Source organism: Naasia lichenicola (genome assembly GCF_004801885.1).
In the GTDB taxonomy this organism is placed as follows: Bacteria; Actinomycetota; Actinomycetes; order Actinomycetales; family Microbacteriaceae; genus Naasia; species Naasia lichenicola.
In genome coordinates, this window is sequence record NZ_SSSM01000001.1 from 408996 (window position 1) to 425293 (window position 16298).

14 protein-coding genes are annotated in these 16298 nt (G+C 69.1%); 4 read left to right on the forward strand and 10 right to left on the reverse strand.

The genetic code is table 11. The features are described 5' to 3' along the window. Positions 1 to 16: 16 nt before the first annotated feature. The 4 genes from E6C64_RS01930 to clpS form a co-directional block, all read right to left on the reverse strand. Positions 17 to 901, reverse strand: a complete 885-nt coding sequence (locus E6C64_RS01930) for an NAD(P)H-hydrate dehydratase (RefSeq protein ID WP_136425924.1) — start codon at positions 899 to 901, stop codon at positions 17 to 19. After that, entirely contained in the window at positions 898 to 1641 is a 744-nt protein-coding gene (locus E6C64_RS01935) for a histidine phosphatase family protein (RefSeq protein WP_136425925.1), read from the reverse strand. The genes E6C64_RS01930 and E6C64_RS01935 overlap by 4 nt, the downstream gene beginning before the upstream one ends. A 76-nt stretch (positions 1642 to 1717) precedes the next feature. Then, positions 1718 to 2242 (reverse strand): DUF2017 family protein, encoded by a 525-nt coding sequence (locus tag E6C64_RS01940; RefSeq protein ID WP_136425926.1) that lies wholly within the window; start codon positions 2240 to 2242, stop codon positions 1718 to 1720. 24 nt (positions 2243 to 2266) lie between these two features. Beyond that, the gene (clpS, locus tag E6C64_RS01945) at positions 2267 to 2548 is read right to left on the reverse strand and encodes an ATP-dependent Clp protease adapter ClpS (RefSeq protein ID WP_233255449.1); all 282 of its coding nucleotides are present in this window, start codon (positions 2546 to 2548) and stop codon (positions 2267 to 2269) included. A gap of 159 nt (positions 2549 to 2707) precedes the next feature. On the opposite strand from clpS, the gene E6C64_RS01950 reads away from it, so the two are divergent. Continuing rightward, the gene (locus tag E6C64_RS01950) at positions 2708 to 3790 is read left to right on the forward strand and encodes a VIT1/CCC1 transporter family protein (RefSeq protein ID WP_136425928.1); all 1083 of its coding nucleotides are present in this window, start codon (positions 2708 to 2710) and stop codon (positions 3788 to 3790) included. A 73-nt stretch (positions 3791 to 3863) separates the two neighbouring features. On the opposite strand, the gene E6C64_RS01955 is transcribed toward E6C64_RS01950, so the two are convergent. Next, on the reverse strand, positions 3864 to 4151 hold the full coding sequence (locus E6C64_RS01955) for an acylphosphatase (RefSeq protein ID WP_136425929.1): 288 nt from the start codon (positions 4149 to 4151) through the stop codon (positions 3864 to 3866). Positions 4152 to 4279: 128 nt separating this feature from the next. Continuing rightward, on the reverse strand, positions 4280 to 7708 hold the full coding sequence (locus tag E6C64_RS01960) for an error-prone DNA polymerase (protein WP_136426372.1): 3429 nt from the start codon (positions 7706 to 7708) through the stop codon (positions 4280 to 4282). Positions 7709 to 8062: 354 nt separating this feature from the next. On the opposite strand from E6C64_RS01960, the gene E6C64_RS01965 reads away from it, so the two are divergent. After that, positions 8063 to 8893 (forward strand): glycoside hydrolase family 25 domain-containing protein, encoded by an 831-nt coding sequence (locus E6C64_RS01965; RefSeq protein ID WP_233255408.1) that lies wholly within the window; start codon positions 8063 to 8065, stop codon positions 8891 to 8893. A 96-nt stretch (positions 8894 to 8989) separates the two neighbouring features. Here the strand turns inward: E6C64_RS01965 and E6C64_RS01970 are convergent, their stop codons facing one another. The 4 genes from E6C64_RS01970 to E6C64_RS01985 form a co-directional block, all read right to left on the reverse strand. Continuing rightward, positions 8990 to 10009, reverse strand: a complete 1020-nt coding sequence (locus E6C64_RS01970; RefSeq protein WP_136425930.1) for an ABC transporter permease — start codon at positions 10007 to 10009, stop codon at positions 8990 to 8992. Beyond that, positions 10006 to 11049: an ABC transporter permease gene (locus E6C64_RS01975; protein WP_136425931.1), complete on the reverse strand. Its 1044-nt coding sequence runs from the start codon at positions 11047 to 11049 to the stop codon at positions 10006 to 10008. The genes E6C64_RS01970 and E6C64_RS01975 overlap by 4 nt, the downstream gene beginning before the upstream one ends. A gap of 130 nt (positions 11050 to 11179) precedes the next feature. After that, the gene (locus E6C64_RS01980; protein WP_136425932.1) at positions 11180 to 12772 is read right to left on the reverse strand and encodes a sugar ABC transporter ATP-binding protein; all 1593 of its coding nucleotides are present in this window, start codon (positions 12770 to 12772) and stop codon (positions 11180 to 11182) included. A 175-nt stretch (positions 12773 to 12947) separates the two neighbouring features. After that, on the reverse strand, positions 12948 to 14030 hold the full coding sequence (locus tag E6C64_RS01985; RefSeq protein ID WP_136425933.1) for a substrate-binding domain-containing protein: 1083 nt from the start codon (positions 14028 to 14030) through the stop codon (positions 12948 to 12950). Positions 14031 to 14219: 189 nt separating this feature from the next. Between E6C64_RS01985 and E6C64_RS01990 the strand changes: the two genes are divergently transcribed. Both E6C64_RS01990 and E6C64_RS01995 read left to right on the forward strand, forming a co-directional pair. Continuing rightward, entirely contained in the window at positions 14220 to 15308 is a 1089-nt protein-coding gene (locus tag E6C64_RS01990; protein WP_136425934.1) for a Gfo/Idh/MocA family protein, read from the forward strand. Positions 15309 to 15380: 72 nt separating this feature from the next. Next, entirely contained in the window at positions 15381 to 16298 is a 918-nt protein-coding gene (locus tag E6C64_RS01995) for a sugar phosphate isomerase/epimerase family protein (protein WP_136425935.1), read from the forward strand.

A 16298-nucleotide genomic window follows, 5' to 3' on the forward strand; every position in this document is an offset into this window, starting at 1 on the left:
CTCAGGGCAGCTCAGCTCAGCTCAGCTCGCGGAGGACCACCGGCAGCTCTTCGGTGAGCTCGCCGGCGAGATAGCCCAACGGCCCGATCCGCGAGATGAGCCGGTCTCCGGCCGCCGCGTGCAGATAGCTCGCCCAGCGGGCGGCATCACCGGCGGACGCACCGCGGGCGAGCAGACCGGCGATCGCACCGGCCAGGACGTCGCCGCTGCCCGAGGTGCCGAGGCCGGGATGGCCGGTGGACACCTCCCACGCGGCGCCGTCCGGCTCCACGACGAAGCTCTTCATGCCGACGACGGCCTGATAGCGCTCGGCGATGGCGCGTGCGTCGTCGAGCGTCTCGCCCGACTCGCGGTCGAGCAGCCGCTGCGCCTCGGCTCCGTTCGGCGTCAGCACGACGCGACCGGCGGCGGCAGCGCGCATGGCTGAGGCCTTCGGCAGCACGCCCAACGCGAAGGCGTCGAGGACCAGGGTGACTCCATCGGGCAGCAGGGGAGCGATGTTCTCGAGCAGCACCAGGGTGCCGTCTGCGTCGTCGAGCCCGGGACCGATCACTATGCAGTCCGCGCCCTCGATCTCTTCGCGGAGCGGCCCGAGTCCGGTTCCCCGGACCGAACCGCGCGGAGTCTCCTCGAGTCCGACGACGCCGGCCTCAAAGAAGCTCGCCGCGAGGCCGGCGGCGACCGACTCGGCCACCGCCAGGGTGAGGCGCCCCGCTCCGACGCGGAGCGCGGCCATCCCGGTGAGTGCGGCGGCGCCCGGCGTGCGGCGGGCACCCCCGATGACGAGGACATCGCCTCGGTCCGACTTCGACGATCCGGGTTCGGGCAGCGGCACCTCGCGCAGCAGCGCCGGGGTGATCAGGACGGGGCTGGACGACGAATCGTGGTCGGGGGCGCTCATCGAACCTCCTGCGGGTCGGGCTCGCCGACATGCTGCGTGACGTCGGCGCCATGGGCGGCCAGGTGGGCAGCCGAGCTGATCACCGTCGCGGTCCAGCTGCCCTCTCCGGAGGGGCGGGCGAGGCGGGTGATCGCGGCGTTCGGGATCGGATGGAGCCGCGCATGCTCGAGCAGCTCGGCCTCGGGTATCCGTTCGGCGACATAGCGGAAGAGCGAGATCACGGCGTCGTGGCAGACGATCAGCACGCGGCGACCATCCTCCTCGCGGTCGAGATCCGCGAGCAGGGATCGAACGCGCAGTGCGACGTCTGCCCAGGATTCGCCACCCGGCGGGCGGTAGTAGAACTTGCCGAGCCATCGCCGACGCTCTGCCTCGAGGGGAAGGCGGCGCTCGACCCCGAGGCTGGTCAGCGCATCCGTGATGCCGAGCTCCCTGTCGCGCAGTCGCTCATCGAGTCGCCGAGGCAGGTCGAGTCCGGCCGTGCGGAGGGCGATGTCCGCCGTCTGCTGAGCGCGGAGGTACGGGGAGACCCACAGGCTCTGCGGGACATCGTCGGCGGCGAGCTCGGCGAGGTGCGCACCGAGCGCCTCTGCCTGTTCGCGGCCACGGGGGGACAGCACGACGTCCGCGTCCCGCGCTGGGACGGCGATGGTCTCGGCTGCGATCCGCTCCGCCTCCGCGGCGGCGAGATTGCCCTCGCTCTCGCCGTGCCGGACCAGGATGAGTTCGACCGCTCCCATGCCTCGACGATAGTCCCGAGGATTCCGCGGTCGGGTGAGGACTGCTCAGGCCACAGCGTTCGGCGGAGGGGTGCGTTCAGGCGGGCGCATCCAGCGCGCGGACCAGCGAATCCTGCACGAAGGCGAGCCAGTCGTAGAGCGCCACCAGCTGCTTGTCGGCCCTTCGGAGGGAGGTGCGCTCGTCCACGATGCCCAGTCGGGCGGCCAGGATGAGACGGTGGTCGGCGAGGCTGCGCATCCAGGCTCCGGCGGCTCGGAGATCGATCTCGACAGCGACGGCTGGGTCGCCGTCCGCATCCCGGTCGCCATTGACGTCCTCGTGGCCAGCGCGGCCACGGGGCAGCGATTCCAACATGACCCGGGCGTTGGCGATCTTCCGCTCGATCAGCCCGTCCTCGGTGAAGCGGCGGAAATCCGATGCCGACTCGGGGTCGTCGCGGTAGGCGTCGGGCAGCAGGCGGAGCATCGCCGGATCACCGGTCCGCTGCTCCCGCGTTCCGAGGTAGCCGACCAGATCGTCGGACAGCTCGCGGAGCAGGTCCACCTCCTGAGGCTCGAACACCGCGGTGATCGTCTCGCCGGCCCGCGTGAACGGCCTCACTGCCCGTGCCTCACTGCTCGTGCCTCACTGCTCGGACTTCTGCAGCGTCGCCCACAGGCCGTAGTCGTGCATCGCCTCGACGTGCCGCTCCATCTCCTCGCGGTTGCCGGTCGCCACGACCGCGCGGCCCTCGTTGTGCACGAGCAGCATTCGACGGTCCGCCTCCTGCTCGGTGAAGCCGAAATAGCTGCGGAAGACATGGCTGACGTAGGACATCAGATTGACCGGGTCGTTCCAGACGATGGTGACCCACGGAGTGTCGAGCAGGGTGCGCTCGATGATCTCCGGCTGCTCGAGGGTCTGCACTCCTCCACGATGGGCGGGATCGCCGTCGAGAGCAAGTCGAGCGGCCGGACCGGGGGCGATCGCTAGCACATCCCCGACTCTCAACATGACTCGGATCAGGAGTTTTTCGGCGCGCCGAAGCCGACATGTCGTCCGTCCGGGTCTGAGACACTGAATCCCGTGACAAGCACTCGCCCCTCGGGGGCCCCTGCCCGTGCACGCGATCTCCGCCGGTGGCGCCGCTATCTCGCCGATGAGCGGGAGGAGGGCTTCGTCTACCGCGACCTCGCCTCGCGCCGCTCCGGATCGGAGCGGGAGATCCTCCTCGGCCTCGCCGACGCCGAGACCCGCCATGAGCAGCACTGGCGGGAGCTCCTCGGCCTGGACCTGCGATCCGAGCCTCGGGTGTCGTGGCGCACCCGGGCGCTCGCCGGACTGGCACGTCGTTTCGGATCGGTGTTCGTGCTCGCGCTCATGCAGCGCTCTGAGAGCCGATCGCCCTATGAGGCGGACGCCGACGCCACCGACTCGATGGCGGCGGATGAGCGGATCCACGCCGAGGTCGTCCGCGGGCTCGCTGAGCGCGGTCGGTCCCGCATCTCGGGCACGTTCCGCGCCGCCGTCTTCGGCGCCAACGACGGGCTCGTCAGCAACCTGGCACTGGTGCTGGGCGTCGGCGCGACAGGAGTCGCGCCATCCGCCGTGCTCTTCACCGGCATCGCGGGACTGCTCGCGGGGGCGCTCTCCATGGGTGCCGGCGAGTTCGTCTCGGTGCGCTCGCAGCGGGAGCTGCTCGCCGGATCGCGGCCCAGCGCGGAGGCGCGCCAGGCCGTGGCGTCGCTGGATGTCGAGGAGAACGAGCTCGAGCTCGTCTATCGCGCACGGGGCATGACCGCGGAGGATGCCGCCAATCGGGCGAAGGCGGTGCTGCTCGGCTACGGCGAGCTGGGTGGAGAGGAATCGGACGTCGACGAGCACGAGGCGATCGGCAGCAGTCTCGGCGCTGCGGTCTCGAGCTTCATCTTCTTCGCGTCGGGTGCGATCATCCCGGTGCTGCCCTACATCTTCGGAATGACCGGACTGTCCGCGGTTCTCGTCGCCTCCGCCCTGGTGGGCATCGCGCTGCTGCTCACGGGCACGGTGGTCGGCCTGCTCTCCGGCACGTCCCTGTTCATCCGTGCCCTGCGCCAGCTCCTGATCGGCTGGGGCGCCGCCGCAGCCACCTACCTCCTGGGCCTCCTCTTCGGCACGTCCCTCTCCTAGTTCCTACGTTCCGGCCCAATGTGCACGAAATTCCGCGCACACAGCGCCGGTTTCGTGCACATGATCGAATCGTCTATTGCGCGCTGAATCTCGTCATCCCGCGCGGTTCGCGCTCCTCAACCTCGATGCCAGAGACCCGCGCGCTTGGCGGTCCGTGCCGTAGCCACTCAGTGAGCGAGTCCACCGCCTCTGGCGGACCCTCGAACTCCGCCTCGACCCGCTGGTCGAAGAGATTGCGGACAGTGCCCCCAACCCCGAGCCGGATCGCCTCCTTCTCGGTCCAGTACCGGAAACCGACGCCCTGCACGGTGCCGGAGATCCAGACGCGGCGCGCGATCAGTGGGTCAGTCACGATGTCCATCAAATACGAGCTGGCTGGGTTCCGCACGCCATCCCCATACGGTCGCTCGGACACCCTTCGGGCGCCGCTCTCGACCTATGACACGGGGAAGCCTGTCGCTGCGCGCCATGCTGACCCCGTGCGTACACCTAGCGGAAGTCGCGGGAGGTGGACTTCGTGCCGATCGAGAGGACCTCGAAGCGGTCCGCGAGGATGTTGACCACGCCCTCCTTCGAGCGCTCGAGCTTGCCGCGGATGATCATCGCCGGCGCCTCCCGGGCGATCCGGCGGTACTTCTGCCAGACGCCCACGCTGCAGATCACATTGACCATGCCGCCCTCGTCCTCGAGGTTGATGAACGTGACACCCGCCGCGGTCGCCGGCCGCTGTCGATGGATGACCACCCCGGCGACCTCGACCCGGCGCCCCGACTCGGCCGTGCGCAGATCGCGGGAGCCGAGCACGCCGCGATCCCGCATCCGCGAGCGGAAGAAGACCATCGGATGCTCGCCCGGCGAGATCCCTGTCGCCCACAGATCGGAGGCGACCTGCTCGGCGGGGGAGAGCATCGGCAGCAGCGGGGGCTGCACGGTGATCGAGCTGCCGGCCAGGTAGTCGGGATCCTCCTGCGCCGCCGCTCCCGCACCCCAGAGCGCCTCGCGCTGGCCGAGCCCGAGCGACGCGAATGCGCCCGCGGCGGACAGCGCCTCGAGCTGCGCGGCATTGAGCCCGACCCGACGGCGCAGATCGGCCTGGCTGATGTAGTCGCCGTTCTCGTCCCGCTCGGCGACGATCCTGGTGGCGAGCTTCTCGCCGATCGAGCCGACCTCTGCCAGCCCGAGTCGCACCGCGAAGTTGCCGTCTCGGCGATGCAGGTGATCCTCGATCGGACCCTGCGCATCGAACCGCTCCGACACCTTCGGCTGGTCGTGCACGAGACATGGATCCATTCCCGTGGGCGCCGCGGCATGATCGGGCAGCGGCTCGAGGTCGGCCCAGACCCCGGAGCGGAGGATGTCGGGGCGCAGCGTCTCGACGCCGTGCCTGCGGGCATCGGCGGTCAGCGACTGGGGGGAGTAGAAGCCCATGGGCTGGGCGCGCAGCAGGGCGGCGAGGAAGATGCCTGGATAGTGCAGCCGCATCCACGCGCTCGCGTAGACGATCAGGGCGAAGCTGATCGAGTGGCTCTCGGCGAAGCCGAAGTCGGCGAACGCCTCGATCTTGCGGTAGATCACCTCGGCGGTCGCGTCGTCGATGTCGTTCGCCTTCATCCCCGCGAAGAGCTTCTCCTTCAGCGACTCGATCTTCTCGAGGCCGCGCTTGGAGCCCATCGCCCGACGCAGCAGATCGGCATCCTCACCGGAGCAGTTGCCGACCTCCATGGCGATCTGCATCAGCTGCTCCTGGAAGATCGGCACTCCCAGCGTGCGCTTGAGCACCGGCTCGAGCTTGGGATGCAGATAGGTGATCGGCTCCTCGCCGACCCGGCGCCGCACGAACGGATGCACGGCCTTGCCCTGGATCGGACCGGGACGGATGAGTGCCACCTCGACGACGAGGTCGTAGAACTGACGCGGCTGCAGCCGCGGGAGGGTGCCCATCTGCGCGCGGCTCTCCACCTGGAAGATGCCCACGGTGTCCGCCCGGCAGAGCTGGTCGTAGACGCCCTGCTCCTCGCGCGGCAGGGTCGCGAGATCCCAGCGCTCGCCGAGGTGCGCATCGGCCATGTCGAACGAGTACTGCATCGCGGCCAGCATGCCGAGGCCGAGCAGGTCGAACTTCACCAGGCCCATCCAGGCGCAGTCGTCCTTGTCCCACTGCAGCACGGTGCGGCCGTCCATCCGCGCGTTCTCGATGGGGCAGACCTCGCCGACGGGGCGGTCGGTGAGCACCATGCCGCCGGAGTGGATGCCGAGGTGACGAGGGAACTTGAGCACCTGCTGAGCCAGGTCGATCACCGGGGCGGGGATGTCGTGGTCGTCGGACTCGACGATGGCGCCCCAGCGCTCGATCTGCCGCGACCAGGCGTCCTGCTGACCGGTCGAGTGGCCGAGCGCCTTGGCCATGTCGCGCACCGCGTTCTTCGGCCGGTAGGTGACGACGTTGGCGACCTGCGCTGCGTTGCGCCTGCCGTACTTGCGGTAGACGTACTGGATGACCTCCTCGCGGCGGTCGGAGTCGAAGTCGACGTCGATGTCGGGCTCCTCGTCGCGCAGGCTCGAGAGGAAGCGCTCGAACGGCAGCCCGTAGAAAATCGAGTCGACCGCGGTGATGCCGAGCAGGTAGCAGACGGCCGAGTTGGCGGCCGACCCCCGGCCCTGGCAGAGGATGCCCTGGCCCTTCGCGAAGTGCACGATGTCGCGCACGATGAGGAAGTAGCCGGGGAAGTCCTTGGCCTCGATCACGGCGAGCTCGTTGCTGATCCGATCGAGGGTGTCCTGCGGCGCATTCGGATAGAGCCGGGGGACCGCCTCCCAGACCAGGTGGCGCAGCCAGCTCATGGGCGTGTGCCCGTCGGGCACCTCCTGCTTGGGCAGGCCGGGGCGGGCGCTGCGCAGCTGGAAGGAGAGGTCGGCAGCGATGTCGACGGTCGCCTCGACCGCGCCGGGATAGCGAGCGAAGCGGGCCGCCATCTCGGCGCCCGAGCGCAGATGCGCTCCAGCGGCGGACGGCAGCCAGCCGTCCATGTCGTCGAGGCTGCGCCGGGCGCGGACCGCGGCGAGCGCCGTTCCGAGCCGGTGCTGCTTGGGGGTGGCGTAGTGCACGGCCCCCGTCGCGACGATCGGCAGTCCGCGTTCGGCGGCGAGGGCCGCCAGCACGTCGTTGAGGGTCGAGTCGAGCGGCTCCCCGCGATCGAAGAGCTCCACGCCGACGTTGTCGCGACCGAACAGGTCGGTCAGCCGGTCGAGTGCGCGACCGGCCGCCTGCTCGTCGGGCAGGCTCGACCCGCGGGGGAGGAGCGCCTGGCGGACCAGTCCCTTGCGGCAGCCGGTGAGGATGAACCAGCCGCCATCCGCCGCCTCGGCCAGATCGTTGAGGTCGAACTGGGGGCTGCCCTTCTCGGCTCCTGGAGCGAGCTGCGCCTCGGTGATCGCGCAGGCGAGGCGGTGGTAGCCCTGCTGCTTTCGAGCGAGGACGACGAGGTGGCTGCCTTCGGGATCGGCGATGCCGTTCTGCGGCTGGGTCAGGCCGAGGCCGAGCTCTGCGCCGAAGATGGTGGCGACCTCGTGCTTCTCCGCCGCCTCGGCGAGGTGGACGGCGCCGTAGAGCCCGTTGTGATCGGTGAGGGCGAGGGCGCTGAGCCGCAGGCGGGCCGCCTCCTCGAGCAGGGCCTCGGGGGAGGATGCGCCGTCGAGGAAGCTGAAGTTGGAGTGCGAGCGCAGCTCGGCATACGGCACGATCGGCCCCTGCAGCGGCGGGGCGGATGGCGGCTTCGGTCGGTACGGCGCGCGCTTGAGCGACCAGGCGGGGCTGTCGCCACCGTCACCCGAGGTGAGCGGGCGCGATGTGGGGCGCGATGCGTCGGACAGACGCCGCTCGAGCTCCGACCAGGGGATCGGAGGATTGTTGAATCCCACACCCCAGTCGAACATATGTTCGAGTCACAGTCAACTTGCATTCCGGACCGGTAGCCCAGGCAACCGGTCTCGAGACGGCCGCGGGCGGCCTCCTCGACCAACGAGACGTCCGAAATCTCTTCGGCCACCTCCCGTTGGTCGAGGAGCGCCGTCTACGGCGCGTCTCGAGACCGGCCGAGCATGGCATCGATCTCGAGTCGCTGGCGCCGTCTCGATAGCAGCGCTAGTCCGAGCCGCGCACTCGTGCAACGCGACGACAACGAGGACGACGACTCCGGTCTGCCTCTAGTGCGATGATGCGACATTGTCGAGCCGATCCATCCGTCCGCCTTGGACATCGCGCATACTGTGCCCATGATGCGCCGATGGATCACCCGAACGCTTCCCGTCCTCGTGATGGGAGCCGTCCTTTCCATCCTCGCGCCACAGGCGGCCTTCGCCGCCAAGCCCGTCGCACCGACGACACCGACGGCGGTCGGCATCGACGTGTCATGGCCGCAGTGCGGCGCAGCGCTGCCCACCTCTGCGGGATTCGCGATCATCGGCGTGAACGGCGGCGTGGCCAACACCTGGAACCCATGCCTCGTCGACCAGCTGGCCTGGGCGAAGCGCGTCACACCCGCGAGCAGCGCGAATGCGGTGGGACTGTATGTCAACACCGCCAATGCGGCGGCCCAGGCTTCGTGGTGGCCGTCGAGCAACACCACCAAGAACGGCACGGCCGTCGTCGGCAACCCCTACGGCTCCTGCACACGCGCCGCCGACTACGGCCCGGCATGCACCTTCGTCTACGGGTACTCACTCGCCGTCGAGGACGTCGCCCAGGTCCGCTCGCTCGGCATCGCCGCCGAGGCCTACCGCTGGTGGCTCGATGTCGAGACGGGCAACACCTGGCAGAGCTCCCGCCAGGCGAACACCGCAGCACTCGAAGGCATGGCCGTCTACCTCGGCACGCAGGTCGGCGCCAGCGTCGGCGTCTACTCCACCGGCGCCCAGTGGAGCACCATCGCCGGGACGACTCCCTCGACGAGCGCGCTCTATGCGCTGCCGAGCTGGCTGGCGGGGTCCAGTTCGGAGAAGGACGCGCGAGCCAGGTGCGGCACGGCGGCACCCCTCACAGCGGGTGGACGGGTCGCGATCACGCAGTTCGTCGTCCGCCAGCTGGACTACGACATCGCCTGCTGACCCCTCGTTGGTCGAGGAGCGCCGTCTACGGCGCATCTCGAGACCAGCCGAGCATGGCAGCCGGTCTCGAGCCGCCAGCGCCGTATCGAGGCCCCGCTACTCCGAGCCGCGCCGTCCGTAGAGGGCGATGACGATGAGGACGATGACGCCGTAGATCAGCTGCTGGATGTTGGAGCCGAGGTTCGCGACCGAGACGAGGGTCGCGACCTGGCCGAGCACCAGTGCGCCGCCCAGCGTCCCGACCATCGATCCGCGCCCGCCGAAGATCGACGCTCCACCCACCACGACCGCGGCCACCGAGCCGAGCAGGTACGAGGCGCCCATGGTGGCCGACGCCTGCGCATAGAAGCCGACGATGACGATGCCGGCGAATGCGGCGAGCGCACCGCTCAACGCGTAGGACGTGATGCGAATGCGATCCACCGGCAGTCCGGCGAGATTCGCGGTCTCGGGGGCCGAGCCGACGACGAAGAGCGACCGGCCGAACCCCGAGAAGCTCAGGATCAGCTGCAGCACGACGAGCAGGGCGAGGCCGAGCGGCAGGACCGCCGCGATCTTCACGCCGAACAGGTCGAGCTTCGTAGCGGTGATGTTCGTCAGGAAGTCGGGGATGACGGTGAGCTCGGAGTTCTTGAAGCTGAGCAGCACGATCCCGAAGAGCAGACCGTTCATGGCGATCGTCGTCACGATGGGCGTCAGGCCGAGCTTGGAGACGACGAGGCCGTTGACGATGCCGATCACGGCTCCGGCGCCGACGGCCGCGAACAGCGCGGGCACCGGGCCGATGGTGCCGCTCCAGGTGAGGAAGCTCAGTGCGGCGAAGGCGATCGTGTTCGGGACGGACAGGTCGATGCCGGCGCCGATCACGGCGACCGTCTGTCCGAATGAGGCGATCGCGAGGATCATCGCGAACGTCGCGGTGCCGATCAGCGAGTCGACCGACAGCAGGTTCGGTCGGATGATGCCGCCGATCAGGAACAGCAGCGCGAAGACGATCAGCGGCCACGCGCTCCGCGGAACCCGACTGGTGATCCGGCTGAACGCCGACCGGCGGTCCGAGTCGTCGGGCTCGGCGAGGCCGTCCGACTGGCTGGCGGGGGGAAGGGTGGCGGTCATGCCTTGATTCCTCTCACAGCGGTGCTGATCTGACGGCTGATCACGGGGATGCCGACGACGGAGATGACGATGAGCGCGGCGATCACGTACTGCCAGTAGGAGTTGATGCCGGCGAAGAACAGCAGGTTGCCGACGAGGCCCAGCGTGCACGCGGCGAGGATGGTGCCGAGGATGCTGCCCTTGCCGCCGGCGAAGCTCGCTCCGGCCAGCGCGACCGCCGCGATCGAGTTGAGCAGGTACGGGTCGCCGCTGCGCGGATCGCCGGTGAGCGTTGACCCAGCCAGCATGATCGCGCCGAGGGCGGCGACGACGCCAGACAGCGCGAAGGCGGCGAGCTGGGCTCCGCGCGCGTTGAGGCCGGCCGCGCGAACGCTTTCCACGTTGGAGCCGACCCCGTAGATGTGCCGACCGAGCGCGGTGCGCTGCAGCAGCAGCCAGAGCCCGACGGCGGCGAGGATCAGCCAGAACAGCGAGACGGGCATGTAGGGGAACAGCTCGCCGCTGGTCGCGAGATAGAACTGCTCGGTGATGCCGCCGCCCGGGCGGTCCATCACCTCGCGGCTGATCGATCCGATGATGAACGCGCTGGCCAGGGTGACCGCGATCGCGGGCAGCTTGCCGAAGGCGACGAGGAACCCGTTGAACAGGCCGCAGACGAGGCCGGTGGCGAGGCCCGCGAGGATGGCGAGCGGCACGGGGAGCGAGACCATCGCGGTCGCGAACACGACGTTCGAGAGGCTCATGATCGCACCGATCGAGATGTCGATCCCGCCGACCAGCACGATGAGCAGCTGGGCCAGCGCGGCGAAGGCCAGCGGGACCACGAGGTTCGAGGCGGTCTGCAGCTGGAACCGGGTCAGCAGCTCAGGGTTGATGATCACGTAGACGACGAAGAAGACGAGGAAGGCCGCGAGAGGCGGCATCGCGCCTTCGCGACGGAGCCGGACGACGGGCTGCGCGTTCCAGAAGCCTCGCAGTCCGCCCTGCGCGCGCTTCTGCACGGGAGGGATGGTCGGCGGTGGAGTGACGGTCGCGGTCATCGGGATTCTCCTGAGAGCGGTCGGACGGAGGAGGAGGCGTCGAGTTGCCAGTAATGGCTCTCAGATCGCTCGCGAGAGAGCCATTTCCGGCAATTCGGCGCTGGTGGGGTGCGGGGGGCAGGGACGCGCATCAGCGGGTCTTCGCGCCGACTGCTGCGCCGACGACGGCATCAGCCGTCAGGCGGTCGCCCTGGAGTTCGTCGGCGATGCCGCCGCGATAGAGCACGAGCACGCGGTGGCAGACGTGCACGAGCTCCTCGACCTCGGTGGAGAACCAGACCACGCCGACGCCCTGGCGGGAGAGCTCGATGATCGCGTCGTAGAGCTCCTGCTTGGCGCGCACGTCGATGCCGCGGGTCGGGTCGTGCAGCAGGACGAGCTTGCGGTCCCTGTCGGTCCAGCGCCCGAAGACGAGCTTCTGCTGGTTGCCGCCGGACAGCGCGCCCGCATGCTCCAGCGGTCCGCGCGTGCGGACGGACAGCGAGGCGAGCACGTTCTTGATCCATCCGCCCTGGCTGGCGAGCAGAGGGCGTCCGCCCAGGCCGAAGGTGCGCAGCCATGGGGTGACGAGGTTCTCGCCGACCCCGAGCCCCAGGGCGAGGCCCTCGCGCTTGCGGTCCTCTGGCACGTAGCCGGCGCCGTGGCGCACCGCGCTGACCGGGGAGAGACGGCGGATGTGCTTCCCGGCGATGCTCCAGCGGTCGGCGCGCGCGGGAGCTGCGCCGAAGAGCGCGCGCAGCAGCTCTGCCTGGCCGTGGCCCTGCAGTCCTCCGACGCCCAGGATCTCGCCGGCCTCGACGCGGAAGGTGACGCCGTCGACGCCGCTGGAGACGAGGTTCTCCACGTCGAGCGCGGGATGCGGCGCGGTCGAGGACAGTGGTGGGGCGGACGGGAAGTGCCGGGTGGCCTCGCGGCCGGCCATCATCGAGATGAGCTGGTCGTCGGTCCAGGATCCTCGGACGAACGAGCCGGCGACCCGGCCGTCGCGCAGCACGGTGCCGCGATCGGCGATCTCGGCAAGCTCACCGAGGCGGTGCGAGACGTAGATGACGCTCGAGCCGGTGGCCGTCAGCTCGCGGATGCGACGGAACAGCCACTGCACTCCGGGAGGGGCGAGGGCGGAGGACGCCTCGTCGAGGATGAGCACCTTGGGCTTCGCGGCGATGGCGCGGGCGATCTCGACCTGCTGGCGATCGGCCAGCGACAGGGTGGAGACCGGAGCGGCGGGATCGATGTGGGCCAGCTCGAGCCCGGCGAGCAGTTCGCGGGCGGCGGCGGTCGCCTTCTTCTGCGAGAAGCCCTTGAGCGGAGCGCCGTCGGGCAGGCGCAGGTTCTCGGCGACGGTCCAGTCGGGGACGAGGGCGAGCTCCTGGAAGGCGCAGGTCACGCCGGCCTTGCGGGCGTCGCGGACGCTGCCGCCGGCGAGGGGCGATCCATCCACCGTGATGCTGCCGGATGTGGATGACACGGCACCGGCGAGCATCTTGGCCACGGTGCTCTTGCCCGCGCCGTTCTCGCCGACGAGTGCGTGGACCTCGCCGGCCCGCACGTCGAAGGTCACGTCGTCGACGGCGTGCACTGCGCCGTAGTGCTTGATCAGGTCGCGGACCTCGACGAGCACGGCACCCGGCGCGGCCGAGGCTGCTGCTGCGGTTGCTGCTGGTTCGACCGACGCCACCGTGGCGGTCTCGATGTCCTGTGGCGGGGGAGTGCGGGAAGCCATGGGGCGATCACCTCGTGCGTCGATGAGCGGGGGAGAAGCGGGGGGGAGAAGCGGGGGGGAGAAGCGGGGGAGACAAGCGGGGAGAAGTGTGGGGCCGGCCCGCGCATCGGGTGTCGATGCGCGGGCCGGCCGATTCCGGCTGAGCGGACGAAGGATTCAGCCGGAAGGCGTGCGACTAGCCCTGGTAGTACTTGAGCATCTCGTCGACGGTGATGTTCAAGCCCGGGAAGTCGTAGCCGAGCTGGAAGTTGGCCGGCTGGTCATCGAGGCAGAAGTCCGCCGCGTTGTCCTGCGTGATCTCCAGCGGCGGGAATGCCTGGACCTTGTCCACATCGTCACCATCGAGGATCTTGACGACCTGCTCGAGGCCCTTGGCGTAGATGGCGGGCTGGCCGAAGACCATGTCGCCCTCGAGTCCCTGGTCCTTGTACTTCACGAGGGTGCACGCCTCGCCGTTGTAGCCGGATCCGCCGACGACCGGGACGAACGGGAGGCCCGCGGCCTCGAACGCCTCGGGAACTCCCTGGCCGCCGGTCAGGAACGAGTAGACGCCGCCGATGTCGGGGTTGGAACGGAGGATGCTCGCCATGTTCTCCTGGGCGGTCGCCTCGTTCCAGCCGTTCGTGCCCTGGGCGACGACCGTCGCGCCGCCGTCCTCGAGTGCCGAGATGACGCCGGGCATGGTGCCGTCGTTGAGCGGGACGCCCGCCAGGCCCTCGAGCACGGCGACCTTCTTGTTGTCGCCCAGCTGGCCGAGCAGCCAGTCGGCGCCGATCGTGCCGGCGTTCGCCCAGTCGGTGGAGACGACGTAGACGTCGTCGTTGTCGTAGGGTCCGCCGTTCGCCATGACGACGATGCCCTGCGCCTTGGCCTGGGTGATCGCCGCGTCGGCGCCCGAGGAGGAGGCCGGGTCGAAGAGGATCGCATCGACGCCATCGGCGATGAGGTTCTGCATGGCCGCGTTCTGGGCCGCTGCGTCGTTGTCGTTGGTGCGGACGATCTTGATCTCGACCTTGTCCTTGTACTCGGGACGGGCCGCGAGCGCCTGCAGCGCGGCGAGACCGGTCTCGCGCCATGCCTGGCCGCCCAGGGGCTGCTCGAAGCCGATCACGTACTTGCCGTCGCTGCCGGCTCCGGCGGTGCCGTCACCGGACGAAGCGGGGGCGCTGGAGCACCCGGCGAGAAGGGCGAGGGATGCTGTGGCGGCCAGAATGGTGGCCGAGCGGCGAAGGCCGCTCCTGGTGCGCAGATGGCTCATTGTTTCTCCTTTGAAACCCGTCGGGACCCGCGTCGGGGAAACCAGACGGCCGCCGGAAGAGGCGTTCGTCGCTGTGGTTGACGCGAATAACTCGGAACACTAACTTAAACCCAAGAGCGTTACCAGTAGCGCTAACATTTTGATCGGCGCGACAGTTCGCGGCATCGCAAAGAGGCGACAGGAGACACCATGGCGACACTCCAGACGGAGTTCGAACCCGACGTCCAGGTCAGGTCCCGTTCATCCCGGATCGGCGTGATCGGCGCCGGGATGATCATGTCCGACGTGCATCTGGAGGCCTACCGTCAGGCCGGCTTCGAGGTCGCGGCGATCGCATCGCGCACCGTCGGCAACGCCGCGAAGGTCGCCGAGCAGTACGGCATCCCGACCGTCCACGACACGCCGGAGCAGCTCATCGAGGACCCGTCGATCGCGGTCATCGACATCGCGTTCCCGCCCGACCTGCAGCCGGCCCTCATCCGCCATGCGCTTGCCCAGCCGCACGTGAAGGGCATCCTCGCCCAGAAGCCGCTCGCCCTCAGCCTCGAGGACGCCATCGCGCTCCGCGACGAGGCCGCGGCGGCCGGCAAGATCCTCTCCGTCAACCAGAACATGCGCTACGACCAGTCCATCCGGGTCCTGTCCCAGATCCTGGAGCGCGGCGAGCTCGGAGACGTGGTCCTCGCCACGATCGAGATGCGGGCCATCCCGCACTGGCAGACCTTCCTCTCCGAGTACGACCGCCTGACCCTGTCGAACATGAGCGTGCACCACCTCGACGCGCTGCGCTTCCTGTTCGGCGAGCCGACCGAGATCTACACCGCGGTGCGCACCGACCCCCGGACGACCTTCGAGCACACGGACGGCATCGTGGTCTCCACCCTGCGCTTCCCGAACAACGTGCTCGCCGTCTCGATGGAAGACGTCTGGTCGGGCCCCCGAGAAGAGGGATTCGACTCGGACATCTACATCAAGTGGCGGGTGGAGGGCACCGCGGGCGTCGCCCAGGGCACCATCGGCTGGCCGACCGGAGACCCGTCCACCCTCACCTACGCCTCCACGAAGACGACCGACGGCAAGTGGGTCACTCCGACCTGGGACACGCACTGGTTCCCGCATGCCTTCATCGGCGTGATGGAACAGCTGCAGTACGCCATCGAGTCGGGCACGGCTCCCGCGCTCTCGGTCGCCGACAACGTCAAGACCATGCAGCTCGTCGAGGCCGGCTACCGGTCGATCGACGAGAACCGGCCTGTCCAGCTCAGCGAATTCGCCTGAGCCCAGCCCTTCAACCCCGAGCAACATCCCACCCCGAGCAACACCCTCGACGCAACAAGGAGCAATGACGCCATGATCCAGCTGGGCATCTTCAGCGGGTACTTCCCCTACGACCTCGACACCACCGTGAAGACCATTCGCGGCCTCGGGTTCAACACCGTGCAGCTCGACCTGCACTTCAAGGACATCGACCTGTCCGCCGGCCAGATCACGGCCGAGAAGGCCAAGCAGGTGCGCGATGCGTTCCGCGACGCCGACCTGCCGATCTGCGCGATCTCGGGCTACACGAACATCGTGCACCCCGACCTCGACGAGCGGAAGCGCCGCGTCGACTACCTCAAGGAGATCATCCGCAACGCGCGCCAGTTCGGCACGCCGTACGTGATCAGCGAGTCCGGAACCTTCAACACCGAGTCCGACTGGGCGCCCGACGAGCACAACACCACCGAGGACGCCTACGAGCAGGCCCGCGACGTCATCGCCGACCTCGCCCAGACGGCCTACGACCATGGCTCCGTCTTCCTGCTCGAGACCTACGTCAACAACGTGATCGGCTCGCTCGAGCAGACCAAGCGCGTGTTCGAGGATGTCGGCACCAAGGGCCTCGACCTGCTCATGGACCCGACCAACTACTTCGAGAGCTACAACATCGACGAGATGGACTCGATCCTGAACGCCGTCTTCGACGACGACATCACCAGCCGGGTGCGGGTCGCGCACGCCAAGGACGTCAAGCGCTCCGGCGACGACAAGAGCGAGAAGCACGCGGACATCGGCGATGAGGACGCGCTCGAGTCGCACACCTTCCGCGGCGTCGGCGAGATCGAGCTGCCGGCGGCCGGGCTCGGCGAGCTCAACTACGACCTGTACGTTCAGCGTCTCAGCGAGAAGAGCCCGAACGTCCCGCTGATCATCGAGCACCTGGACGAGTCTGACGTGCCGCGCGCCAAGGAGTTCGTGCAGGGCGTCCTCAAGAAGTACGGAGTCTGA

Coding starts and splice junctions, on each gene's coding strand:
- E6C64_RS01930 (WP_136425924.1), bottom strand. CDS start 901: ATGAGCGCCCCCGACCACGATTCGTCGTCCAGCCCCGTCCTGATCACC.
- E6C64_RS01935 (WP_136425925.1), bottom strand. CDS start 1,641: ATGGGAGCGGTCGAACTCATCCTGGTCCGGCACGGCGAGAGCGAGGGC.
- E6C64_RS01955 (WP_136425929.1), bottom strand. CDS start 4,151: ATGGACATCGTGACTGACCCACTGATCGCGCGCCGCGTCTGGATCTCC.
- E6C64_RS01965 (WP_233255408.1), top strand. CDS start 8,063: ATGATGCGCCGATGGATCACCCGAACGCTTCCCGTCCTCGTGATGGGA.
- E6C64_RS01970 (WP_136425930.1), bottom strand. CDS start 10,009: ATGACCGCCACCCTTCCCCCCGCCAGCCAGTCGGACGGCCTCGCCGAG.
- E6C64_RS01975 (WP_136425931.1), bottom strand. CDS start 11,049: ATGACCGCGACCGTCACTCCACCGCCGACCATCCCTCCCGTGCAGAAG.
- E6C64_RS01980 (WP_136425932.1), bottom strand. CDS start 12,772: ATGGCTTCCCGCACTCCCCCGCCACAGGACATCGAGACCGCCACGGTG.
- E6C64_RS01985 (WP_136425933.1), bottom strand. CDS start 14,030: ATGAGCCATCTGCGCACCAGGAGCGGCCTTCGCCGCTCGGCCACCATT.
- E6C64_RS01990 (WP_136425934.1), top strand. CDS start 14,220: ATGGCGACACTCCAGACGGAGTTCGAACCCGACGTCCAGGTCAGGTCC.
- E6C64_RS01995 (WP_136425935.1), top strand. CDS start 15,381: ATGATCCAGCTGGGCATCTTCAGCGGGTACTTCCCCTACGACCTCGAC.